This is a genomic window from Dehalococcoidia bacterium (assembly GCA_025054935.1).
Classification (GTDB): Bacteria; Chloroflexota; Dehalococcoidia; order SpSt-223; family SpSt-223; genus JANWZD01.
The window spans coordinates 1-23,898 of record JANWZD010000014.1 but is presented as its reverse complement, the minus strand read 5'-3'; the positions used below and the strand labels follow the sequence as shown (position 1 = coordinate 23,898).

Sequence of the window (23,898 nt, the reverse complement as noted above, 5' to 3'; positions counted from 1 at the left end):
CCGTTTCCGCGCTCTCGCGGGGAGAAAGTGTACTCGCCCCCGCTCGGCTGCAGGCGGCATCCGGCCGTCTGCGCCGCTCTCTGCACCAGTTAAGGGCGTGCTTCCGTCTCCGCGCTCGGTCGGTCGGGCGGCCAGCAGGGGACGAACTCGATGGCGGCGTCAGGGCGGCCGGCTGCCGCGAAGCCGGCGCGCAGCGCCTCGCGCCACCGGGTGAGCGTTGCTGCCGCGACCGGGGCGAGGAGGGCAACGAGCGCGGTGGTGCCGTCCCACGCGGTCAGCCGCGCTTCGACGAGCCCGTCCTCGCCAAGCGGCAGCACAACTGTCTCGTTCCAGCGGACGCCGGCGGCGGCGCGGACGCGTCGGAACGGCTCGCTGGCGCGGAACGCTTCAAGCGCGCTTAGCAGCGCACTGGTGCTCTCCTGAAGATTGGCCTCAGCTGCCGCCCGCGCCGCGATCGCCAGCAGGTCGCTCTCCTTCTGGCGCAGCGAGGCGACGAGCGCAGCATGGAAGGCGTCGGCGAACGCGCTCTCCTCGCCGATGCGCACGACCGGATGAGATGCGGCGGCGCGCGCGATCACCATCGCCCGCCGCTCGCGCCAAGCAGCGCGCTCGGCGCGGACCCCCGCGATCGCAGCGGCATCGAGGGGAGGCGGCGGAGGGGAGGCGGCTGGACCGATCGGCGAAACCGTCAGCACCTCTTGGTCCGGAAACCGCTGCCCATCGGCGGGCCAGATGAACGGCGTCAGCCCGCCCGCCAGCGGCAGCGGCGCGCCATCAAGGAGCGGGACCGGCACAATCAACCGGTCGCGCGCTCGCGTGGCCGCGACGTAGAGCAGGCGCTGCCGCTCCGCCTCTTCCTGCCGCTGCTCCTGCTTGCGGGCGGCCTCGTAGCCCGGGGTCTGGTAGTGGCCGTCGGTGTCGTTGCCGACACGCAGGTGGAGACGGCGCGCTCCGCTGACGGGGTCGACCTCGGCGAAGGCTGGCGGCTTAGTCGTGCCGGGCGGCTCAGCCAGGCCGGAGAGGATAACGATGGGGAACTCCAGCCCTTTCGCGGCGTGGATTGTCAGCAAGCGGACCACCTCGTCGCCGAGGTCGGCAACCGGGGCATCCGCCTCGTCGGCGCGGACCGAGCGCTGCTGCTCGATCCAGTGAAGAAAGGGGCGCAAGCTGGCGCTGCCGCTCTCGGCGAAGGCGCGCGCTTGGTCGAGCACCTTCAGGAGATTAGCCGCCGCCTGCTCCCCGCGCGGCAGCGTCTGCGCAAACTCAACGAGGCGCGTCTCGCGGAGGACGGCACGGAGCAGCGGGACGAGCGAGAGCGAGGCGCGGGCATCGTGGAGCGAGCGGAGGACCCGGCAGGCATCCGCCACCTCGGGCACGTCGGCTGGAAGCGGAGCGCGGTAGTCCAGCCGCCAGCCGGCGGCGACGGCGCGCGCGATCGCGTCGTCGGAGCAGCCGAAGGCGGCCGAGCGTAGCGCTGCCAGCAGCCAGACGCCGTCGGTCGGGTCGTCGATTGCCCGCAAGACTGCCACGAGGTCATGCACTTCTTGGCGGTCGAAGAAGGCGCGCCCGCCCTCGTGGCGGAACGGAATGCCCGCCGCGCCGAGTGCCCGCTCGAACGCCGGCAGGGCCCGCCGCGTCGGCAGGAGGACGACAATGTCGCCTGCGCGCGCCGGCCGCCATGCGCCGAGCTCAGCGTCATGGACGGGCCAGCCGTCGGCAAGAACGGCGCGGATGGCAGCAGCAACCGCGCCCGCTTCGTTAGCCCGCTGCTCGTCTCTCCTGCTGCTTCCCTCGAAGGGAAGGACCGCCACCGCGGGCAGCGCGCCGCCTGCCCGAGAGGCCGCGAGCGCCGTGTAGCCGACTTGGCCGTCGCCGCTGAGGGGGACCGCGAAGACCCGGTTCACCCATGCGATCACGCCGGAGACGGAGCGGAAGTTGTGGACGATCCAACGCCGTCCCTCCGCCAGCACCTCATCGCGGACGCGCAGGTAGGTCGCGACGTCGGCGCGCCGGAAGCGGTAGATCGACTGCTTCGGGTCGCCGACGACGAAAAGGGCGCCGGGCGCGGGACGGCGCTCGCCGGTCGGCAGGTCGTCGCGGCTCGTCAGCAGGAGCAGGATCTCCACTTGGAGCGCGTCGGTGTCCTGAAACTCGTCGACGAGCACTGCTGCGAACCGCTCCTGAAAGTAGCGCCGCACTTCGGGATGATCCCGCAGCAGGTCGCGCGCCCAGACGAGGAGGTCATCGAACTCGGCGACACCCCGCGCTCGCCGCTCCTCGGCATACTGCCGGACGAACGTTTCAGCGAGCGGGATGAGCGAGGCGAGCGCCGCGCTGCGCAGTGCCTCGCGGACCTCGTCCAGCCGCTTGCCGAGGCGCTCGCAGATCTCCTTCTGCTGGCGGCAGGCATCAGCTGGCTGCCAGTTCCTTTGGCTGCCCGCCGCTTTGATCGTCGGCGTCCGCAGCAGGATGCGCTCGACCCGCTCCTCATCTTCAGCGGCGCGTCGGCAATCCTCGAGGAGACGGCGCGCCGCTGCGATCTGCGCCAGTCCCCGGTCATCGGGCGAGCGGCACGCCGGGGCGAGCGTCTCCAGCTGCATTACGGCGTCAGCAAGTTCTTTGAGGAACGGTGCGACTGGCACGTCGATCGTCGGCTGTTCGAAGGGGAGGAGGGCGCGGAAGCGGTGCACTTCCTCGACGACTGTGCGCAGGTGGCTGCTGTCCAAGCCCCGGTTAAAGGCGCGCCGGAGGACCGGGTCGCCGGCGTCGAACCGCTCGCGCGCCCACGCTGCATAGGCAGTGTCGAAGGAGAGACGCTGCTCCAAGTCATTCAAGGTCCGGAAGTTCGGGTCAAGCCGTGCCTCCACCGGACGCTCAGCGAGCAGGTGGCGGCAGAAGGCATGGATGGTCTCGATGCGTGCCCGGGCGAGCCCCGCGATGGCGGCGGTCAAGCGGGTTGCCTCCTCGGGGGAGGCGTTCCGTGCTGCCGCTTCCAGCCCTTCCCGCACGCGGCTGGCGAGCTCGGCGGCCGCTTTCTCGGTGAAGGTGATGACGGCAAGGTTGTCGACCGTCGCGCGGCCGCGCCGGATCAGCTCCACGATCCGGCTGACGAGCGCGGTCGTCTTTCCGGTGCCCGCGCCCGCCTCAACGCAGAGCGTCAGGTCGAGGCGCGAGCGGATCTCCTCGCGGACCGAGGCGTCAACCAGCTCGTTCATGACGTTCGCCAGGAGAGGAGACGCTGAACGCGCGGGTCGCCCGCTTTGCGCTCCATCCGCTCCTCGATCTCCGGTCCGCAGATCGGGCGCGCCGCGCACTGGCGGCAGGGGTCACCGGGCACCGGATGGAAGTCCCCCTCGCGGATGGCGGCGACGAGGGCCGCAAGCAGCGTATCGAACTCCGCCCAGTCGAACTGGCTGTCCACGCGGACGCGCTTGAAGCCGCCGACCCGTGTCACCGATTCGTACACCGCCTCGCCGCGCGTCGGCGGCGCCCCGAGCAGGGCTGCTGCTGCATCGAGGTAGAAGGGGAGCTGAAGCGCCCGGCCGCCCCGCAGATCGTTGTCCTTCCCCGTCAGCTTTCCGGTCTTGTAGTCGACCACCCGGAAGCGGCCGTCCGGCGCTCGGTCGACCCGGTCGATGACGCCGCTGAACGCGACCTCGACGCCGCTGACCACGCGGATGAACGGCTGGCCGTCGAAGCGCGCTTCAACCTTCACGGGCTGAAACCCGTCCTGCGCCTCACCGAATGTCTGCCACCAGTCCTGCAGGTCTTCGCGGATCTGGCGGCGCTCCAGTTCCCAGAGCAGGCGGCGGCCGGCGCGGCCCGTCGCCTCGAACTCGGCACACACCTGCTCGACTGTCTCGAGCAAGGCGTCGAGCGAGAGGTCGCCTTGGCGGTAGAACTGTTCGAGCACTGCGTGGATCAGCGCGCCGCGGTCGCGGGCGGTGATCCGGTCGATCAGCTCGGGCTCCTCCTCGCGCGAGGCGCGGAGGACAGAGCGGACGAAGAATTGATAGGGGCAGGTGGCGTAGGTCTCGAGCTTGGTCGGCGAGAGGGCGAGCGGCGGCACAGCCGAGATGATGCCGTCGTAGGGCGTGAGCGCCTGCTCGCTCGTGCGCGCCCGCCACGCCGCGCAGACGCGCTCGAATGTCGGCCAGTCGAGCGCTGCCGCGAGCCGCGGGTCGCGCTCGAGCAGCGAGCGGTCATACTCCTGTTCGTCGAGCGCGAGCTCCAGCGGGACGACGCCGAAGCGGCTGGCCGGGACGCGCCGGAAGAACGCCGGCAGCCGGTCGATCGTGGCGGCCGCGACCGGCCGCGCGAGGAGCGCCTCGGCCGCGGCGCGGATGAAGACCGACGGGAGCGCCGGCCGCGCCGTGCCTGTTTCCGTGCGCGGGAACGACAGCTGGAGACGGCGGTCGGCGCCACGGATGAGGGCGGCAAACTGTGCCGGCTCGCGGCTGGCGCTGGCTGCCCGGAGCGGGATCGCCCAGCCATGGGCGGCATTGAGGGCGGCCCGCTCGTGGTCAAGCAGGAGCGGGTCGTGCGCCGGCGCGCCGGGAAACTGCCGCTCCGCCAGTCCGACGATCGCGACCGCCTCGAAGCGGAGGCCGCGCGTCGAGAAGAGGTCCAGCACCGCGACACCCTCGCGGCCGAAGCCGTCGCGCCGGCGGCCGAAGAGCGTCTCGTCGGCATCGAGCGTCGCGATCACCCCGCGCACGGTCGCTTGAAAGCGCGCGAGGGGAACGTCGCCCGTGATCGCGTCGAGGTCGCGAAGCGCCTCGAGCTGCCGTGCCACCGGCTCGCTCCCGGCGACGGAGCGCGCCAGCAGGTCAGCGAGGTGGTCGAGATACTCGGCCCAACTTGCCCGCGCCGGGAGGCGCTCCAGCCGCTCGCCGAGGTCGTCAATCCAGGCGCGCAGGGCGTCGATCCGGAGGAGGTCGGGGTGGTCCGGCGCAACCGCGGCGATCTCGCCCCGCAGCCGCGCCAGCCGCGCTCGCCATTCGGCGCGGCCGCTGACAATTCCAGCCCGCTTCGAGAGCGAGTCCCAGGCGGCGGGCTCGACGCCGGCTGCAGCGTCCTCGGGCAGCGCCGCCTCGGCGAGAAAGGCCATCACTGCTGCCCGCTCGAGGCTGCCGCCCAGTAAGTCGAGGAGGGCGAGCACGCGCCGGCCGGTCGGGTGCTGCGCCAGCGGCCGGCCGTCGTGGAGATAGACCGGGATGCCGGCGTCGCCGAACACCTCTTCGACGAGAGCGCGGTACGGCTGCGCTGAGCGGTACACCACCGCCATGTGATGGAAGGGGATGCCCTCCTCGGCCCAGCGAAGACACGCCCGCGCCGCCTCGCGCACTTCCCGAACGGCGTCCGGCGCGGAGACGATCTGCACTGTCCCGTCATCGCGCGCCGCTTCGGCCGGGAGGGCGAAGAGGTGCGCCTTGAGGTGGTCGAGAGCGCTCTGCGCGGCCTCTCGCGCCGGCTCAGCTGCCGGGTCGCGGACTGCCTCGGGAACGCTGCCGGCAGGAGCACGCTCCCTAACCCAGCGGACGACCTCCCCGAAAGCAGCCTCGTCGGCGTCGGGAAGGAAGATGACAATCTCGACGCCGCCCTCGGCGAGCCGGTCGAGAAGCGCGCGCTCGGCGGCATCAAATGTCCACACGCCATAAACGAGCAGCCGGTCCGCGCCGAGGAGGGTCGGATCGGCGCGGAAGAACGGCTCGTCAGGCAAGCGCCACCCGGTCGCTTTGTCCCGGACGGCAGCGAGCATGCCGGCAAGATGAGCGAGCTTCTCTGGGTCGATGCCGGCCACAGGACGGGCAAGCGCCTCGGGGGTGACGCCCGCGCGGCGGAGTTCGGTCGCGAGGCGGTCCAGCGCCTCGATAAAGCCGGGAGTGCCGGCGACGGGAGCGAAGTAGCCGGTGCGCGCGGGGTCGTGCAGCGGGCCGGCGAGTGCGGCATCCTCGATGATGGCGCGCCATGCAAGGCGGGGGAGCGGTTCGCGGTCATCGGGGGGATGCAGCCGCCACGCTAGTTCTTCCGGCGTGGCGAAGACGCCGCCGAAAAAGCCGCCGCAGCGGCCGAGAAGCCGGCGGAGATAGGGCCGCAGCAGGCGGTGGCCGATCAGGACGGCCGCTTGTCCGCGGCGCGCTTCTGCGACGAACGCGGCTTCGAGCGCGGCGGGCGAGCCGACAAGCAGGCGCGGGCTCGGCATTGCGCGGAGAGCTCCCTCTCTTTCACTTTCCGAATTCCGAACGCTGGTCGACGGTGAGACGAGGATAGACCACGGGCCGCTCTGCTCCCAGCAATTCTGCGCTGCCGGAAGAGAAGAAGAGTTTGCTACCCTTGCCGGCAGCGAAGACCATGGAGGATGCTCGTGCAGTACCGCAAGCTCGGCCGAACCGGCTTGAAAGTTGCCCCGATCTGTCTTGGCGGCAATGTCTTTGGGTGGACCGCTGATGAGCCGACGTCGTTCCAGATCTTGGACGCCTACGTTGAAGCGGGCGGCAATTTTATCGATACGGCGGACACGTACTCGCGCTGGGCGCCGGGCAATAAGGGCGGCGAGTCCGAAACCATCCTCGGACGGTGGATGCAGGCGCGTGGCAATCGCCATCAGGTGATCATCGCGACCAAAGCGGGCGGCCAGATGGGGCCGGGGCCGAACGAGGGCGGCACCTCGCGCGCGCACCTGATGGCGGCAGTCGAGGCGAGCCTGCGCCGCCTCCAAACCGACTACATCGACCTGTACCAGATCCATTTCGACTCCCCGGAGACGCCGCTCGAAGAGACGCTTCGCGCCCTCGACGACCTCGTCACGCAAGGCAAGGTGCGCTATATCGGGGCATCGAACTACGTCGCGTGGCGGCTGACAAAGGCGCTGTGGGTGAGCGACAAATACGGCTACGCACGCTTCGAGTCGCTCCAGCCGCTCTACAACCTCGTCGACCGCGAGGGGTTCGAGCGCGAACTGCTTCCGCTCTGCCTCGACCAAGGGATCGGCGTCATCCCCTACTCGTCGCTGGCGAGCGGCTTTCTCTCAGGCAAGTACCGCCCCGGGCAGGAGCTCCCTCCCACCCCGCGCGCGGCCGGCATCCAGCGCCGCTATCTCAACGACCGGGGCTTCGCGGTGCTGGAGGCGGTCGATGCGGTCGCGGCGATGACCGGCGCGACGCCGGCCCAGGTGGCGATCGCCTGGCTTCTCCACCGGCCTGCCATCACCGCCCCCATCGTCTCGGCGACCTCGACGGCGCAGCTTGCCGAACTGCTCGGCGCGCTCACCGTTTCGCTCGACGAGGCAGCGATGCGGCGGCTCGAAGAGGCAGGGCAGGCGTCGCCGTCCTAACCCCAGAAAAATGTCAGTATTGACATTTTTGGCGCGCTGTGGCACGATTGCTCGCGTCACCATCAGCGTGGAGGGGAGTATGTTCTTCGTCGGCACAAACCATCTCTTTCCCACCGAGCAGCATTTCGACGCGATGGTCCTAGCCTTTGCCGAAGATGATGACGCGCGTCCAATCACGGAACGGTGGAACGCGCTCCTCTTCGAAATTGCGCGGCCGCTCGAAGGCAACACCTTCCACAGCACTTCCCAGTGGCCCAACCAGGCGGCCTTCGATGCTTGGCGGGCGAGCGCCGATTTCGAGGCGAGCCATCGGGCGGCGCTGCAGGACCTGCGGCGCGGGGATGTCTTCGCCCGCCATCCGATTTTCATCGCCTCTGAAGTGGTGATGAATGCGGAGCCAGGGCGAGCCCCGGTAGTCGGCCAGCCGCAGCCGCGACGCGAGCTCGGTGCGGGGCGCGGCTACGTCTTCCAGAAGCTGACGCCGAAGGCGGAACGCATGGACGACGTCATCAGCGCCTATGCTGCCCAAGGGGGGCCGGGCATCGAGGGATGGATCTGGTGGGACCTCCGCCGCGTGATCGGCAAGAACGAGCTCGCGGTCGTCACCTATTTTCCGAGCGTCGACGCGGCGCGCGGGGCGCAGGACCGGCTCGTTCCGCCGGGCGACCCAAGCTGGTATGAGGCGCCTGCCGAGACCAGCCTCTACATCACCGAGGTTGAGCACGTGCCGGGCATGGCGCGCAACAACCGCCTGAAGCCAGCCGCCGCGCGCTAATGTCGTGCTGACGAAGCGGGGCGGCCGCTAGGACCAAAGAGCCATCCATCCGGTAGCTGCATCGAGCGTCTGGCGAGCCGAAAAGTTCAGTGGAGAGCGCGGCGAGAGGCCGCGCTGTGCGTACGATGGTCCAGGCGCTCGACAACCCGCCGGCTCGTGCCGACGATGAGCTGCGTGCGCTCCTGCATCTCTTTCGGGATGCATCGGCGAATGTCCGACAGGAAATCGCCTTCGCGCGCGAGCGGCGCAAGCAGGCAATCCAGCAGGCAGAAGCGGCGCGGCGCGCCAGCCGCGCCAGTGCCGACCGCGCTTTCAGCCGCGTCGAGGGCATCTACGAGCGCGCTCGCGCGCTGCTGACAGAAACGAGCCGGCTGAGCCGGGCTGACCGGGCCACCCGGCTCGAGCTGCTGCTCGGCGGCTTCTCGGGGGTCGGCGACCCGGGCGCGCCGCCAAGCGACAGCGACCCAGCGAAGCAGATCGCTTCCTATGCAGACGGCGCCGAGCGAGCCCTGCGCTACATTCAACGCGCGCTCGGCGTCGGCGAGAGTGCCGGCCCGAGCGCGGTGCTTCGGCTCGTCGGCGCTGTAGTTGCTGTGCTTGGCCTCTCGCTCGCGGCGACCTCCCTCCTCCTCGGCGGGTCCACCGCCGCGATGCTGGTCGGCCTTCTGCTCAGCTTGCTCGGGGGCGCCGGCGTCTTTGCTTTGCCGCTGCTCGTTGAGCCGGGCGGTCCGGCGATCGCTTCTCCTGCCGGCGCCTTCGAGCAGTTGTCGCGCTCCTTGGCAGGCGCTCGCCGCGCCTATCGCCGGTGGCTCGAAGAGATCGACGCCGCCTATGGGCGCGCCGTGCGCGAGGCCGATGCTGCCTATCAGCAGGCGATAGAGATCTTGAAGCCGGTCTTCGACCAGGCACGAGCGCAGGTCGAGCCGGGCTTGGCAGCGCTGCGGCGCCAGCTGCAGCCGTGGCTGCTCGACTGGGAGGCGGACGAATGGACGGGCTGGACGCCGCCCGACGAGCTCGCCCCGGTGCTTCGCCTCGGTCTCCTCCGCGCTGGGGTCGCGATGTATCGCCTCGAAACCCCGGCTTTCGTCTCTCTGCCGCTCGCCCGACCGCTCCTCATCAAGGCGAGCCCGGCCCAGCACAATGAGGCGCTGGGCCTCGTCGTCTCGCTTCTCTTCCGGCTGCTCTGCGGGGTCCCGCCCGGCCGGCTTCACTTTTCCTTTTTCGACCCCCTCGGACGCGGCGCGGCGGTTGCGCCGTTCCTGCAATTGGCAGACTACGATGAGCGGTTTGTTCGCGGCCGAGTGCGGGTCACTCCGGTCGAGATTGAAGATGAATTAGCGGCTCTGCTGGACGACGTAGTTGCGCCTCGCCGCGGCGGAGACGGCGGGAACCACGTCCACGTGGCGGTCGTGCTCGATTTTCCAGAAGGGTTCAGCGAGACCGCCGCAGTGCGGTTGTGGCGGCTGATGCAGGAGGGACCGGCGGCGGGGGTCTGGCCGATTGTGCTGGTCGATCTCGCGCGGCCGGGCCCCATCGGCGTGCGGCTGACCGACCTTGACGCCTGCGCGACTGTGGTCAGCAGCGGCAAGCAGGGGTTCGCGCTTGAAGAGGAGGGAATCGCGGAATGCGAGCTTCGCCCGGATGCGCCGCCGGCGCCGGCGCTTGCGACGCGGCTGGTGCAGCGGGTCGGCCGCGCGGTCAGCCGCTACACCCTGCTCTTCGACCAGATCGCCCCCTCGGACGATCAATGGTGGACGGGTGACGCCGGGGGCCCGATCGCCGCCCCGATCGGAGCGCGTCAAAATGGGGAAGTTGTGCATGCCTCCTTCGGCGGCGAGGCGGCGCAGCATCTGGCCGTTATTGGAGGACCAGACAGCGGGAAGACATCGCTCCTGCGCACCCTCGCGCTCAGCTTGGCGCTCCGCTACAGCCCGAGGGAACTGGAGATCCTGCTGTTCGACGCCGACAATGGCGAACTTGCCGCACTCGGCGGCGCCTCGTCTCACCTGCGCGCGGAGCGGCTGACCGCGGCTCAGGAGCTTCCTCTGAAGCTGTTTCAGCCAGTCCGCGCCGCGCTTGACCGGCGCGCCGCGCTCCGCCGCTCGAGCGACCTCGGCTCCCTCGCCGCGTTCCGTCGCCGCTCGGGAACGCCGCTGCCTCGGCTTGTCGTCGTCTTCGACGGGCTCGACGACCTCTTTGCGCGCGGCGGCGCGTCAGCAAATGACGAGCTTACCAAGCTGCTGTCGGCGCTCCTCTCCGTTTCGGGCGACGGCGGGGTCCAAGTTGTGATGGCATTCCGCTCGCTTGCGCGCATTCCCCAGCCGATCCGGGGCGTGATCCCGCGCGTTGCTGGCGCCGTTGTTTTGCCGCTCCCTGCCGCTGATGCTGGGCCGATCCTCGGGGCCGGGATCTCCCCTCCGGAAGCGCCCGGCCATGCGGTCGCGGTGCCGCAATTTCTTCGGCCCGATCGCGAGCCGTTCTTCGTCGCTCATCTTGGCGCTGCCCGGCTGGAATACTACCGCGACGTTCTTGCTACTCTTGCCGGCAAGCGGTAGCCGAACGCGCCGGGGGCTCCGGCCGTGCTCTGGCGCTAGTGAGCGAGGTGACGGCGCAGTTCTGCGACGGTATAGGGCTTCGCGACGACTGCATCGACGCCGCGGGCTTGGGCTTTCGCCGGGTCGAGCTCTGCGCCCCAGCCGGTTGCGAGCACGAAGCGTGTGCCCGGCCACCGCCGTCGCACCGCGGCGGCGAGGTCCCAGCCGTTCATGCCTGCGCCAAGACCGAGATCGGCGATGACGGTGTCGAATGCTTCCCGTTCGAGGCAGCGAAGCGCTTCCTCCCCTGAGCTTGCGATCGTCACAGCGTGGTCATCCAATTCGAGCATCCGGCGCGCCATCTCCGCGATCCGGAGATCATCGTCGACGACGAGGATGCGCTTCGTCGGACCCCGCTCGGCGCGCTCCCGGCGAGGGAGTGTCGTCGCGGGGGGCTTGCTTGGAAGACGGATGGTGAACGCGGTTCCGGCGCCGACTTTTGAGCGCACGGCGATCGTCCCGCGGTGACGCTCAATAATCCGGAAGACGGTGGGCAGGCCGATGCCGGTGCCGCGCTCGCCCTTTGTCGTGAAGAACGGCTCGAAGATGCGGCCGAGGGCCGACTCTGGAATGCCGATACCCGTATCGCGGACTTCGATGACGGCCTCGTTCTCATCGCGGTAGGCAGTGAGGACGATTTCGCCGCCCTGGGGCAGCGCGTCGACGGCGTTGAAGATGAGATTGAGGAGTGCCTCGTGGAGGGCCTCCGGCCAGCCCTCGACGAACACGCCGGGCTCGGCGTTGACGGCAAGCCGGATGGGACGGCCTTCCTGCTGGGGAAGATCGCGCCACTGAGGCGCGGTCAGCCGGGCAACGTCCTCGAGGAGGGTGCCGACCTCGATCAATCGCGGCGGCCCTTCTGCTCCGGGGCGAGCGAAGGACTGCAGTCGCCTGACCACCGCCGCGCCCTCCTCGACCGCTTGGCGGATCACCATCACCGACTCGCGCGCCCGCGCGAGGCTCGGCTCCGGCTGGTCGAGTGCAGCGAGCGCCAGTTGGCTGTGGCCGGCAATCAGGCCGAGAGTTTGGTTGACATTGTGCGCAACGCCGCTTGCCATCTGGCCAAGCGCGCGCAGCTTCTCGGCCTGGGCGACGAGCTGTGCTCGGTGTTCTGCTTCCTTCTGCTCAGAGATATCCTCGATGAGGACAATACCAAACAACGGAGTGCCATTATCCTCGAAAATAACTACGGCATTTATGCTCGCCCAGAAGGTCGATCCATCGTTGCGTTGGCACTTTGCTTCTCTTCGGAGATATGGAATACGCCTTTTCTGCGCTCGTATAACAGCTGATCGAATTCTTTTCTGATCCTCATGAGTGAAGAGGGAGATTAGGTGGCGATTACGTTTTCTATGCTCGGATATGCCAAATAGTTTCTTGAAAGCGGCATTCGTTCGGACAATATTGCCGTAGATATCAATCTCTGCGACACCGATCGGCGCTTGCTCGAAGATCGTTCGATAGCGCGTCTCACTCTCCTCAAGCGCGCGCATGATGCGGCGGTGCTCGCTGATGTCCATCATGCTGCCGACCATCCGCACTGCCTGGCCGGCAGCATTGCGAATAATGGCGCCGCGATCGCGGACATCAACGTAGTGGCCGTCGGCGTGGCGAAAGCGGTACTCCGCTTCCCACCGCTCGCTGCTCCCCGCAATCGCCTCTTCAAGAGACTGTTCGACCCGCGCACGGTCGTCGGGATGAACGCGCTGGGCCCACCAGGCGAACGTTTCTTCAATCGCTCCCCGCGGATAGCCGAAAAGTCGTTCCACCGCGTCATCCCACCAGAGGTCGCCGGTCAGGATATTCCAGTCCCAGCTGGTGTCCCCGGCGATCGCGGCAATAAGCTGCTGCCGCTCAACCGCGCGGTTACGGCTGATCGCGCGAGCGAGCTGGTCGGTCACATCGTCAAAGACGACGAGCAGGAGCGGCTCCGCAGCGCTGTCGAGACGAGCGACTCGGACCGCCACCGTGCGCTCCTCGCCATTCCGGTCGCGCAGACGCCCGACGCGAAGCGGGGTCTCCCGCGGGAGGCGAAGTTGGGAGGCAAATGCCGCCTGGTCATCCGGCGGAGCAAAGTGAAGCGCAGATTGGCCAACGAGCGCGGAGAGCGGGAGGCCGATGAACCGCTCTGCCGCAGCGTTTGCGTCGACAATGCGCAGGTCGTTCTCGGAGACAAGCAAGGTTGCCAGCGGAAGCGCCGCGAACAGACAGCGATAGACAGCAAGGTCTTGGGAGCGCATCGCGCCTTCCGATAGCACCGCTCGATTGCTCCGGCCGATGTTTAGTTTAGTGGAAACGCCGCCTGTCGGTCGCGCTAGGCTATGATGGCGTCGCTGTTGCTGGAGGTGCTTGTCGTGTCGCTCACTTCCCTCCCGCTGCCCGCTCGGACGACTGGCGACCGCATCCGCTTCGGCCTGAACGCCACGCCGATGCACACCACATGGCAGGAGTATCGGACCCTCTGCGTTGAGGCCGAAGCGATGGGCTTCGACTCGTTCTGGGTGTTCGATCACTTCGTTCCCGGCCCGATCGACCGGGAAGGCCCCTGTCTCGAATGCTTCACCACCATCTCGGCGCTCGCCAGCATCACGACGCGCATCACGCTCGGCACCCTCGTGCTGGCTGTCGCCTACCGCAATCCCGGGCTTGTCGGCAAGATGGGAGCAATGGTTGACCAGATCTCCGGCGGGCGGTTCGTTCTTGGCATGGGCGCCGGGTACAACCAGTACGAACACGAGATGTACGGCGGCACGCTGCCCTCCAAAGCCGACCGCGTTCGGATGGAGGACGAAGCGCTCACTGTCATCCGGACGATGTGGACGACGCAGCCAGCGAACTTCCAAGGACGGTTCTACGCGCTGAAGGATGCTCTAACTGACCCGCCGCCGCTCCAGAAGCCCTACCCCCCGATCCTCGTTGGCGCGCGCGGCGAACAGCTGGCCTTCCGCGTCGTCGCGAAACATGCTGACCAGTGGAACACTGCTGGGAGCGTCGAAGAGATCCGCCGCCTGAACGCGGTGCTCGACGAGCGCTGCCGCGAGATCGGCCGCGATCCGGCGACATTAGAGCGCACCGCGATCGTCCTCCAGACGATCGCGGCCGACTCGGCTGGCGAGCAGGCGGCCAAGGAGAAGCTGACGCGGGTTTTCCACCAGCCGTTTGAGGCGCTTGCCCCGCGCGTCCTGACCGGCCCGCCGGAGGCGGCAGTCGAACGGCTCCAGCAGTACATTGCGGCCGGCATCACCCACTTTATGTTCTCGGTCTTCGCGCCGTATGACCTCGATGGACTGCGCGTTCTCGCCGAGCGGGTTATCCCCAAGTTCCGGTGAGGGCGCTGCTGGCATGATCGCCGGCGCTGCTCGGCGGGAAGGCGACCGCTGCAGGGACCGAGCCCTCTGCTGCCGACGCCGGGCAAGGCGCAGGCGCGAGGCCGCATCCGCGCAGCGAGAGCAGAGAGCTCCGCGCGCGATTGCGCGCGGTCAGCGATGTCGGGAAGGGGAAGAGCGCAAGGCTGCCGCCGTCCGAGGAGCGGGCGGCCGCTCCCCTCTAGCGGTATTTGGGGCGTGCTGGCCGCGCGAAGGAGAGAAGTCGGCATGATTGCGTCGGCAGAGGCTGGCAGGAGGCAACAGTTCCTGAGGCTTCGCTCGTCCGAAAGCGCCGCCGCTGAAGCGCGGCGGCGGCGAGCGCCGCCGCGTGCGGGGTGCCGGACGGGACCGGCGCGTCGCGTGCTAGCAGGCGTGTCGGCGTCCCCCCGCTTAGACGGTCGGTGAGACGCGGTGGCGCCGCAACGTCGAACCTCCGCCGAGGAATCACGGTTGCTGAGGAGGAGATGCCGCTGCTGCATGTCGGCGTAGATGCTGCCGGTTGGCAGGATCGACAGCGGCCCGGGCGCTTTGCCCGCGGGATCGTGGCGGCGCTCGCCGCGCGCGATGACCTCCGGCTGACGCTTGTCGCTGACCGGGCGGCTGCCGGGCAGATCACGCTGCCGCCCGGGGCGCGCTTGCTGCTCCTCGAGGCGTTGTCGGGCGTTCGCGCTCCGATGCCGGCACGGGGAGTGCGGGTGCTGATCGAGGCGCTGCGCCGCGGACTGGTCGCATCTCGTGCTCGCTTCGATCTGTTCTTCTATCCTTCGGTCTCGACATATGCTCCCGTGCTCTTGCGAACGCCGCACGTGGTTGCGGTGCACAACGCCGTTCCTGAGCGTCTGCTGTCCCCTCCTGCCGCGTCTCGTCACGCTCCCCTGCGCTGGAGCCTGACGGTCCGCTGGGCGCTGTGGGCTGCCCGCCGCATCCTCGTGCCGTCGGCAGTCGCGCTGCGTCGTCTCGGCGCACAGTTCCGGCTGCCGCGGCGGAAAGTGCGGGTGGTCGGCGAAGCGCCGGACTCCTGTTTTGCGCCGCTCCCGGCGGAGCGGATAGCCGCTGTTCTGCGCGACTACCATCTTCCGCAGCCGTATCTGCTCGTTGTCGGCGGATTCGCGCCTCAGGCAGATCGGCTGACCCTGCTGCGGGCGACCTTCCGCTTGCTCCACGATGTGCCTGCGCTGCAGCTTGCCCTCGTGGGGGCGCCGGCAGGCGACCGCTTCTACGCTGAGCCGCTGAAGCTGCGCGTTCTCGCCACCGCGCTCGGCCTTGCGGAACGGCTGCGCTGGCTCGGCCACGTTTCAGAACCCGACATGGCGGCGCTGTATGGGGGCGCAGTGGCAGCGGTCTTCTCCTCCCTTCCGGATGGGGAAGAGCTGTCGGTCGTGGAAGCGGCGGCATGTGGGGTGCCGATTGTCGCAAGCGACCAGTGCCACGCGGCCGACCTGATCGCTGGGGCGCGTGTTGTTCCTGCCGGCAATGACGAGGCGCTCGCCGCCGCGCTGCGCCCCCTTTTTGATCCTGAGCGGCGCCGCGACCTTGGCGACCAGCTCCGCCGGCAGGCCGCTGCCTACCGCTGGGAGGAGACCGCGGCCCGCGCGGCCGCCGTCTTTCGCGAGGCGGCGCAGTGAACGGCGACCGTTGGGCAGCGGCGCCCCGCCGCTTCGCGATGGTGACGACCTTCTACCCGCCGTATTCCTTCGGGGGCGACGCAATCTATCTCTCCCGGCTTGTCAACGCGCTCGCGGCGGATGGGCATATGGTCGAGGTGATCCATTGTGCCGACTCATATCAGTTGCTCGCGCGGCGCACCCCTCCTCCCGGACCGCCGCCGCCGCCGAACGTCCGGGTGCGGACGCTCCGCAGTCCGTTCGGCCCGCTCTCTCCCTTGCTTACTCAGCAAACGGGCCATCCTTGGCTGAAACGCGGTCCCCTGCGCGAAGCGCTCGTCGACGCGCGACCGGACGTTATCCACTTCCATAACGCCTCCCTGATCGGCTTGGGGGCGCTCTTCATCGGCAGCGCGCCGACGCTCTACACCACACACGAGCATTGGCTGATCTGCCCGATGCATGTGCTTTGGAAAGATGGCCGTGAGCTGTGCGAACGGCCGCGCTGCTTCCTCTGTCAACTCCGCGGCAAGCGTCCTCCTCAGTGGTGGCGCTACGGCACGTTGCGCGAGCGGGCGCTGGATCGCGTCGACCGCTTCCTTGCGCCGAGCCGGTTCACGATGCGGATGCACCTCGAGCGGGGGCTTGCCGGCCGGCCGTTCATTCATCTCCCCTACTTTGTGCCCGCGCCTGCGACGCTTCCTCCGCCACTTCGCCATGAGCGGCCGTATTTTCTGTTCGTCGGCCGGTTGGAACGGATCAAAGGGCTCCAGACGCTCATTCCGCTCTTTCGCCGCTGGGGCCGCGCTGACTTGCTGGTCGCTGGCGAGGGCGACTACGGCGAGGCGCTGCGCCGCCAAGCGGCGGGAAGCGACCGCATCCGCTTTCTGGGGCGGCTGGATCAGGAAACGCTTGCCCGGTTGTATCGGGGAGCGACCGCTCTCATTGTCCCCTCGATCTGCTACGAGGTGTTCGGCATCGTCATCCTCGAAGCTTTCGCGATGGGCACGCCGGCAGTCGTCCGCGATCTTGGGGCTCTGCCGGAGGTGATCGCCGAGAGCGGAGGCGGCTTCACCTACCGAACCGAGGCGGAACTGCAGGATCTCCTCGAGCGGCTGCTGGATGACCGGTCGCTCCGCGATCAGCTGGGCGAGAATGGCCGCGCGGCGCTCATGAAGCGCTGGACGACCCGGCCTCATCTCGCGCAGTATTACGCCATTGTTGCCGAGCTCCTCGCTGAGCGCTGACGCCGAGAGAGGACATCGCGTGTCTTCTGCTGCTTCCCCCGTGCTGCCCCGCTGCGCCCCGCGCTCGCCGCTGGGCCCATCGCTGATGCGTCAGCCAGCGAGGGAACGGCGTGTCGCCCAAGGCAGCAGCCGCGCCAGCCGATGCCGGGGCGAAAGAAGGCGAAGCGGGGCCCCAAGAGAGGAACTGGGCGTCGCCGAACGTGCGGCTGGGGCCCGGCGCGGACGAGGCGAGCTAGGACCGCCGACCGCCATCCTCCTCGCCAGAAGACCGCGCGACTGGCAGGCAGGGTCCGTGCGGCAGTCGGCAGCCTCCGACGGCACAGGAGGGCAGCTGGCGCGCGCGGACGGCAAGGAGGGCCGCGCGTCGTTCTCGCTGCTGCCCCCGCCATTCCCGCTGCCTGCGCGCGGTAGTGTGACGCGCTTCCGGCAGGCGGCTGGCCGGACGAGCGCGAGAGCGCATCCGCTTCTCCTCCGCCCTGCCGGGGTGCGGAATGCCGCGACCTGCTCTCGCGCGCTGCGCTGCCGGCGCTTCTCCTCCCCGCTTCTCCCGATGACCGCCGCCCACTCGCCAGGCGCGGCGCGCCGACCCGCAGTTCCCCGCTGCTCGCGGAGGCCGGCATCTCGGCGAGAAGCAGCGCTTCGGTGGCGCACCGCTCTGCCGGCCGCGAGGTCTGGCTGCCGGGGACGGACACCTGCTCCGCGTCGGCCGTGCCGCGCCCCGGTGTTTCCTCGGACGATGCTGCGCCGCACGCCGCGGCTAGCCGGTGCGTCCACACTGCTCGCGCGGCGTCGGAAAGAAACGCGCTGCGCTCGCTCCGGCTGGCGCCACGGACGAGGAAGCGCAGGGAGAGCGGGGTGAGAGGGGCGCGGCGCGGGTCGCCAGCCGTAATGCTGTTTCCTCCGGTCGGCGTTCTCCCGGGCGCTGCGCTCTGCCGGCCTCGGCGGTGAGCGCGAGCGGTGGAGCCGGAGCGCGCGTCCTCTGCGCCGGTGAACATGGTCGGCTCCTCCTCGCAGGCCGCTAATCCGTTCGCGCGGGTGCTGGGCGGCTTTGCCGCGCTGGCGACCGGCGAGCTGATCACCAAGCTGATCGCGGCGCTTGTTGCGGTCTACCTTGCGCGGACGCTCGAGGCGGCCGGTTTCGGCTTGATCGGCTTTGCCACTGCGCTTGCCACCTACTTCGTTCTTGCGGTCGATCTCGGGCTGGACTTCCTCGCGACGCGGGAGATCGCGCGCCAGCCGGCGCTTGCGGGAGCCTATGCCCGCCGGCTGATCGCGCTTCGGCTGGCAGCGGCGGTTCTTGCGACGCTGGCCTACCTCGCTCTTGCGCTCACCCTGCCTGCCGAGGGGGACGCAACGTTGACGGTCGCGCTCTATGGCCTGCTGTTCCTCCCCTATGCGCTGACGCCGAAGGGCGTCCTGCTCGGTCTCGAGCGGCGGCGACCGTGGGCAGCAGCCCAAGTGGCCGGGCAGATTCTCTTCGGTCTCGGCTGCCTTGCGTTCGTGCGCGGTCCGACTGATGCCTGGCGCGTTCCGGCAGCGCAGGCGGTCGCCGACATGGCGCAGGCGGCGGTTGTTCTCCTCGTTCTGCTGCCGGTTGTGCGCGCCGGCGGCGAGATCGGCCAAGCGATGATCGCCACGGTGCGCCAAGCGCTGCCGTTCGCCTGGGCGCAGGGCATGCGCATTCTCAGCTACAACTTCGACGTGCTGTTGATCTACTTCGTGCTCGGCGATGCGGCCAACGGGGCCTATCTGGCGGCCTACAAGATCGTCCTGCTCTTCCTCGGGTTCGGCGCGCTCTACAGCATGACGCTGCTGCCGGCGATTGCGCGCCATTACCCGAACGACGTGGCGGCGCTGCCGCGCTTCGTCGCTACTTCGCTGGCGCTGACTGGCGGGGTCGTTCTCCCTGTGGCGGTGGGGGTCGCCTTTCTCGCTGAGCCCGCGCTCCTCCTGACGGCAGGGCCAGGCTATGAGGCGGGGGTGCTGCCGCTCCGCATCTTGATGGCGACGGTTGCGATTACGGTGCTGGGCGGCGCCTTCCGCAATGTGCTGATCGGCTGCAACCGCCAGCGCGACGACCTTGCGCTCGTGACGGCGGCGGCGCTCCTGAACGTGGGACTGAACCTCGTCGCCATTCCGCGCTTTGGCCTGGCCGGCGCGGCGGTCGTCACCGTCTGCTCCGAGCTCGTGGTGCTTGTCGGCGGCTGGCTGCGTGTCCGACGGCTTGTTGGTCCGCCGCCGGTCGCGCGCGCCCTTGCGCCGGCGGTTGTGGCGACGGCGGTGATGGCGCTGGCGCTCGCCGCGCTCCTCGCCGCGGTGCCGTGGCCGGCGGCGGCTGCTGCCGCCGGTCTGATCTATCTCGGCGTCTTCGCGCTGCTCGGCGGCGTTCCCGAGGCGCTGCGTGGCCTGCGCGAGCGCTAGGCAGCGGCGAACTGCTGAACGAGGGAGACGGCAGCGTCGAGGTCGTCGTCGCTGTTCCAGAAGCCGACCGAGAGGCGGAGATACTGCGGGTCGAGGGGGGAGCCGCCCTCAGGAACGATGCGGACGCGGACGCCGGCGGCAAAGCAGCGCTCGAGATAGTCCTGCTGAGCGCCGTCGCCGATGCGAAAGCAGACCATCGTGCCCATCTCGGGCGGCGTGATCACCTCAACGCCGGGAATGGCGCGCAGGCGCTCGGCCGTGCGGCGTGCCAGCCGGCCAGCGCGCTCGAACAGCCACTCCTTCCCCACGTCGTCAAGCAGCCAGCGCACGGCCGCGAGCGACCCCGCCATCGCCATCGCGCTCACCTTGCCCCCGATTTCGAAGCGGCGCGTTCCTGCCATGATGACCGAGTCGTCGTAGCGGGCGAGCGTTCGGTCGCCGGCAGGATGACGCGGCGCGAGCCGGCGCGGATGGACGAACAGCCCGCCGACGCCGTTCGGCCCGAGCAGCCATTTCTGGCCCGAGAAGGCGTAGTAATCGGCGTCCAGAGCGGCAAAGTCGACGGGGATGGCGCCGACCGACTGAGCGCCGTCGACCAGCAGCGGCAGGTCGCGCTCCCGGCACCATGCGGCCAGCGCGGCGATGTCGTAGCAGGCACCCGTCGACCACGAGACGTGGGAGACGACAACCAGCCGCGTTCGCGGTGTCGCCGCGCTCGCGATGGCGTCGGTGATATCGCCGCCCCGCTGGCCGACCGGCGCAAGCCGGACGCGGACGCCGCTCCGCCGCTCGAGGAAATAGAGCGGGATGAGCACGCCCCCGTGCTCGCCGTCGGTCGTGACGATCTCGTCGCCCGGCGCGAAGCGGAAATCGCCGAGCGCTGCCGCGACGCCGCTCGTTGTGCTCTCGGTGATGGCGAGGTGCTCCGGCGCGCAGTTGGTGAAAGCGGCGAGCGCTTCTTTCAGCTGCTGCTTGATCGTCAGGTTGCGCGTCAGGTTCTCCGGGCCGACGCGCCCTTCGCGCAGCTCCCACTCGCTCCAGTCGGCCATCGCTTGGACAGCGCGGCGAGGGAGGGGGCCGTTCGTGCCGGCGTTCAAATAGACCGTCGCGGTGGTCGCGGGCAGTTCCTCGCGGATGGCGGCGAGCTTCGCGGCGTCGCTCGTGAGCGTCATAGGTCCTTCTTGGCGGACGGGTTGTGGGGGAAGGCGCTGTACTGGAGAGCGGGCGAGACCGTCCGCACCCGCGGATTGTGGTCGGCGGGGCTGCTTTCGAGTTCGAGCTTGCGGTCGATCGCGACGAGCCGGTTTTCAACCGACTTCTCGGCGAGGAGAAGGTCCTGCGCAATCCCGGCGTTGCTCAGTCCCTGGGCGGCGAGCGAGGGGGGCTTCCGCTCGTGCTCGGTGAGCGCGGCGAGCAGCCCCTCGCGCTTCGGCTGCGGGCGGGCAACGATCGCGGGGTCGATGACGACCAGCCCCGAGGCGACGCTCTGAACGGCGCGCTCCATCGTCACGCCGTCGCCGGCGAGCCGCTTGGGTAGGGACGCCCATCCTGCGGTTGCCTCGGGCGGCAGCGCGGCGAGGAAGCGCGGGGCGCCCCGCTCGGTGCGGAGCACAATCCTGGCGTCCGGCGCGCGGCGGCGAAGCTGAAGTCCAATCGCAATGCCCTCGTGGTCTGTGCCCTGCTCGAGGGCAACGATCTCGACCCGCGGAGGCGCGATGCTGCCGCGCGCCGCGTGCCGGGCGTCGGCGTAGACGCCGCTGACGGCGCTCTCGGAGCAGCGCGGGAGGGGGCGGACAATCAGCTCGGTCGCGGACGTGTCGGCCGAGGCGATCGCCGCCGGGATCCGCTGCGGAGGCCACGCGGAGCGCATCATGCCGAGAGCATGATAGCCCGTTTTGCTCGCCGGCTCTGCCGCGCTGCCATGAGGGCTGGCGTTCGGCATCGCGATGCCGACCGGGGAGCTCTTGAAACCGTCTGCTCGGTTGGTTAAGGTGAGCAGGCAAGCTGAAGGAGGGTCCGCGATGATGCGCCTCGTTGCCGGAGCGGTGCTGGTCGCCCTTGCGCTGGCTGCCATCCCGCCGGCGGGAAGCGCCGCGCCGCCGCCGGCGCTGCGGATGGGCGTCCGTGAGGATTCGTTCGGCGTCGCGCATATCACCATTCCCGGCCACCTGCCCGACCCCCGGCGGATCCGTCAGGCGGTGGAGATGGGCGCGGCGTGGGACCGCTTTCCGGTCTACTTCTCTGAGGTGCAGGAGACGCGGGGCGGTCCCTTCAGGTGGGAGCGCTACGACGCTGTCGTGAACGCGAACCATGCCGCCGGCATCAAGAGCCAAGGCATTCTTCTCGGCTACCCGAAATGGGGGGCGACCGGCGATTGGCTGAAAGACTGGGAGGTGTTTGTCCGCGAGGCGGCAACGCGCTATAGGGGCAAAATCACGGTCTGGGAAGTCTGGAACGAACCGGACCTGAAGGCGGACAACGGCGAAGGCGTCTTCTGGAAGGGCAGCCCGGCCGACTATTACGAGCTGCTGAAGGTTTCCTACCGAACGCTCAAGCGCGTCGACCCGACGATCACCGTCCTGCTGGGCGGGCTGTCCTTCACTTGGAACAACCAAGACTGGTTTCCGCGCTTTCTCGAGGCGCTGGCGAAGGACCCGACGGCGAAGGAGAACAACTACTACTTCGATGCACTGGCGCTCCATCAATACGGCCGCCCATCGACCTTATTCGATCTCCCGATCGGCTACGTCGGCAAGCCGAGCTTTGTCGGCTTCCATGGGCTGATGGCGCAGCGCGGATTTGCCAAGCCGATCTGGGCGAACGAAGTCGGCGTCCCGATTTGGAATGTCGGCACCGGCCAGAACGGTCCCGGGCGGGCGACGGCGGAGGAGGCGGCCAACTTTATCTGGCAGGCCTTTGCTTATGGCTTCGCTGCCGGCATCGAGAAGATCTTCATCTTTCAGCTCTATGACGATGGGGCGAGCACCATCGACCCGGTGACGAAGCAGCCGGCGGACTACTTCGGCCTGATCTCGAACGGCGGCGAGGTGCGCCCAGCCTACCGCGCCTATCAGACGGCGGTCGACTACCTCGCTGGGGCGAAGCTGGTGACCCGGGTCAACCTCGGCCGCAAGGAGAAGCTGGGCGCGAAAGGGTGGGATGCGGTCACATTCTGGGGCGGGCCGGAAGGCAAGGTGACGGTCGCTTGGAGCAACATCGGTCAGCCGGTGGACGCCTTCATCCCCGCCTCTACCCAACGGGCGACGCTGATGGACAAATTCGGCAACCGGCGCGAGATCACCGCGCGCGACGGCGGCTACCGTCTCACGCTGCCGGCCGCGACGAACAACAACAACTTCGGCTGCATCAGCGGCGAATGCGCCCCGGAGGATTTCATTATCGGCGGCGAGGTGCAGATCCTGATCGAGGACGACAGGCGCGTGCCGGCGGTGACGATCATGCCGCTCGGCCCGGGCAGCCTGGCGCCGTTCACGGTCTCGTGGTCGCCGGTCGGCGCCTCGGGCAGCGGCTGGACCTACGATGTCCAGGTGAAAGAGGGCGACGGCGACTGGCGCGACTGGATCGTCGGCTCGCCGCAGACCTCGGCGGTCTATGGGGAGCGGCCGGACTTTCCGGCGCGCTTCGAGACGACCTACCAGTTCCGCGTCCGCGCGAGGGACCGCGACGGCCGCGTGATCGGGATGGGCTACCCGCCGAACGCGCTCGCCTCGACGACGGTGCTCGGGGGGAAGGTTGCGGCCGGGTCGATGCCGCCGCCCGCGGCCGTGCCGATAGTCTTCCATCCGACGGCGAGCGAGTTCGCCGCCTACTACAGCAGGCACGACGGGCTGCGTCTCTTGGGCCGCGCGATCTCGCCCGCGTTCGCGCCCGGCGGGCGGGGGGGCAAGGTGCAGTACTTCGAGAAAGGCCGGCTTGAGGACCACTCGGCGGCACAGTCGGACCCTGTTTGGAAGTTCCAGTACGGGCTGCTGGTGGACGAGCTGCAGCAGGCGGGCGCGACGCTGCCGGTCGGCGGCGACACCTCGACGCTGACCTACAAGGACCTTGCCTTGCTGGCGGCGCCGGACCGGCGCGTCCCGCCGCCGGCGGGTCATGCGGGCAACGTTGTCCAGCGGCCGGACGGCTCGGTCTTCATTCCCTTCACGACCGACCTCCGCAGCGCGCCCGGTCACACCGTTCCGGCCTATTTCTGGCGCTACATCACCCGGAGCGACCTCTTTCCCGGCGGGTGGCTGCACGACATCGGGCTGCCGATCACGGAGCCGGTCGAGGCGACGGTGTCGAAAGGGAGCGTCACGGGACGGAAGATCATCGTCCAAGCGTTCCAGCGGACGATCCTGACCTACGACCCGGCCAATCCGGCAGAATGGCAGGTGGAGCGCGCCAATGTCGGAACCGACTACCGCCGCTGGTTCCCGAGCCGCGTGCCGAGCGGCTAAGGGGGCGGGCAGCGGCCTGCCGCCGGCTTGCGTGCTGCGGGGCGGATGCGGGCGGGCTGAGGAGGGGCTCAGCCGAGGGACTGGCGCAGGTGGAGA

Annotated in this window: 13 protein-coding genes; 8 read left to right on the top strand and 5 right to left on the bottom strand. The window is 69.1% G+C overall.

Features of this window, described 5'->3' with window-relative positions; translation table 11 throughout:
- Positions 1-89: 89 nt before the first annotated feature.
- Both NZ773_13585 and NZ773_13580 read right to left on the bottom strand, forming a co-directional pair.
- Entirely contained in the window at positions 90-3,215 is a 3,126-nt protein-coding gene (locus NZ773_13585) for a UvrD-helicase domain-containing protein (protein ID MCS6802956.1), read from the bottom strand.
- Positions 3,212-6,205, bottom strand: a complete 2,994-nt coding sequence (locus NZ773_13580) for a PD-(D/E)XK nuclease family protein (protein ID MCS6802955.1) — start codon at positions 6,203-6,205, stop codon at positions 3,212-3,214. Before NZ773_13580 ends, NZ773_13585 begins: the two co-directional genes overlap by 4 nt.
- 162 nt (positions 6,206-6,367) lie before the next feature.
- Between NZ773_13580 and NZ773_13575 the strand changes: the two genes are divergently transcribed.
- The 3 genes from NZ773_13575 (at position 6,368) to NZ773_13565 (ending at position 10,666) form a co-directional block, all read left to right on the top strand.
- Positions 6,368-7,336 carry an aldo/keto reductase gene (locus tag NZ773_13575; protein ID MCS6802954.1) on the top strand — a complete coding sequence of 323 codons (969 nt, stop codon included), beginning with the start codon at positions 6,368-6,370 and terminating at the stop codon, positions 7,334-7,336.
- A 79-nt stretch (positions 7,337-7,415) separates the two neighbouring features.
- Positions 7,416-8,111, top strand: a complete 696-nt coding sequence (locus NZ773_13570) for an antibiotic biosynthesis monooxygenase (protein MCS6802953.1) — start codon at positions 7,416-7,418, stop codon at positions 8,109-8,111.
- 125 nt (positions 8,112-8,236) lie between these two features.
- A complete protein-coding gene (locus NZ773_13565; GenBank protein ID MCS6802952.1) occupies positions 8,237-10,666 on the top strand; it encodes an FtsK/SpoIIIE domain-containing protein in 2,430 nt (809 codons plus the stop codon).
- Positions 10,667-10,701: 35 nt separating this feature from the next.
- Here NZ773_13565 and NZ773_13560 read toward each other — a convergent pair whose 3' ends face one another.
- A complete protein-coding gene (locus tag NZ773_13560; GenBank protein MCS6802951.1) occupies positions 10,702-12,945 on the bottom strand; it encodes a PAS domain S-box protein in 2,244 nt (747 codons plus the stop codon).
- Positions 12,946-13,029: 84 nt separating this feature from the next.
- Here NZ773_13560 and NZ773_13555 point away from each other — a divergent pair, with 84 nt between their 5' ends.
- From NZ773_13555 to NZ773_13540, 4 genes are all read left to right on the top strand, one after another.
- Positions 13,030-14,034: an LLM class flavin-dependent oxidoreductase gene (locus tag NZ773_13555; protein ID MCS6802950.1), complete on the top strand. Its 1,005-nt coding sequence runs from the start codon at positions 13,030-13,032 to the stop codon at positions 14,032-14,034.
- Positions 14,035-14,534: 500 nt separating this feature from the next.
- Positions 14,535-15,695, top strand: a complete 1,161-nt coding sequence (locus tag NZ773_13550) for a glycosyltransferase (protein MCS6802949.1) — start codon at positions 14,535-14,537, stop codon at positions 15,693-15,695.
- Positions 15,692-16,921, top strand: coding sequence for a glycosyltransferase family 4 protein (locus tag NZ773_13545; GenBank protein MCS6802948.1), 1,230 nt, complete (start codon positions 15,692-15,694; stop codon positions 16,919-16,921). Before NZ773_13550 ends, NZ773_13545 begins: the two co-directional genes overlap by 4 nt.
- A gap of 957 nt (positions 16,922-17,878) precedes the next feature.
- Entirely contained in the window at positions 17,879-19,342 is a 1,464-nt protein-coding gene (locus NZ773_13540; GenBank protein ID MCS6802947.1) for a flippase, read from the top strand.
- On the opposite strand, the gene NZ773_13535 is transcribed toward NZ773_13540, so the two are convergent.
- Positions 19,339-20,514, bottom strand: a complete 1,176-nt coding sequence (locus tag NZ773_13535; GenBank protein ID MCS6802946.1) for an aminotransferase class V-fold PLP-dependent enzyme — start codon at positions 20,512-20,514, stop codon at positions 19,339-19,341. The genes NZ773_13540 and NZ773_13535 overlap by 4 nt on opposite strands.
- Entirely contained in the window at positions 20,511-21,215 is a 705-nt protein-coding gene (locus NZ773_13530) for a LuxR C-terminal-related transcriptional regulator (protein ID MCS6802945.1), read from the bottom strand. The genes NZ773_13535 and NZ773_13530 overlap by 4 nt, the downstream gene beginning before the upstream one ends.
- A 148-nt stretch (positions 21,216-21,363) precedes the next feature.
- Here NZ773_13530 and NZ773_13525 point away from each other — a divergent pair, with 148 nt between their 5' ends.
- Positions 21,364-23,802: a hypothetical protein gene (locus tag NZ773_13525; GenBank protein ID MCS6802944.1), complete on the top strand. Its 2,439-nt coding sequence runs from the start codon at positions 21,364-21,366 to the stop codon at positions 23,800-23,802.
- Positions 23,803-23,898 lie beyond the last annotated feature (96 nt).

What these genes read in the sequence shown, in the direction of transcription:
- NZ773_13585 (MCS6802956.1), bottom strand. Translation starts at nt 3,215, where the DNA reads ATGAACGAGCTGGTTGACGCCTCGGTCCGCGAGGAGATCCGCTCGCGC.
- NZ773_13580 (MCS6802955.1), bottom strand. Translation starts at nt 6,205, where the DNA reads ATGCCGAGCCCGCGCCTGCTTGTCGGCTCGCCCGCCGCGCTCGAAGCC.
- NZ773_13570 (MCS6802953.1), top strand. Translation starts at nt 7,416, where the DNA reads ATGTTCTTCGTCGGCACAAACCATCTCTTTCCCACCGAGCAGCATTTC.
- NZ773_13565 (MCS6802952.1), top strand. Translation starts at nt 8,237, where the DNA reads ATGGTCCAGGCGCTCGACAACCCGCCGGCTCGTGCCGACGATGAGCTG.
- NZ773_13560 (MCS6802951.1), bottom strand. Translation starts at nt 12,945, where the DNA reads ATGCGCTCCCAAGACCTTGCTGTCTATCGCTGTCTGTTCGCGGCGCTT.
- NZ773_13555 (MCS6802950.1), top strand. Translation starts at nt 13,030, where the DNA reads ATGGCGTCGCTGTTGCTGGAGGTGCTTGTCGTGTCGCTCACTTCCCTC.
- NZ773_13550 (MCS6802949.1), top strand. Translation starts at nt 14,535, where the DNA reads ATGCCGCTGCTGCATGTCGGCGTAGATGCTGCCGGTTGGCAGGATCGA.
- NZ773_13535 (MCS6802946.1), bottom strand. Translation starts at nt 20,514, where the DNA reads ATGACGCTCACGAGCGACGCCGCGAAGCTCGCCGCCATCCGCGAGGAA.
- NZ773_13530 (MCS6802945.1), bottom strand. Translation starts at nt 21,215, where the DNA reads ATGATGCGCTCCGCGTGGCCTCCGCAGCGGATCCCGGCGGCGATCGCC.
- NZ773_13525 (MCS6802944.1), top strand. Translation starts at nt 21,364, where the DNA reads ATGATGCGCCTCGTTGCCGGAGCGGTGCTGGTCGCCCTTGCGCTGGCT.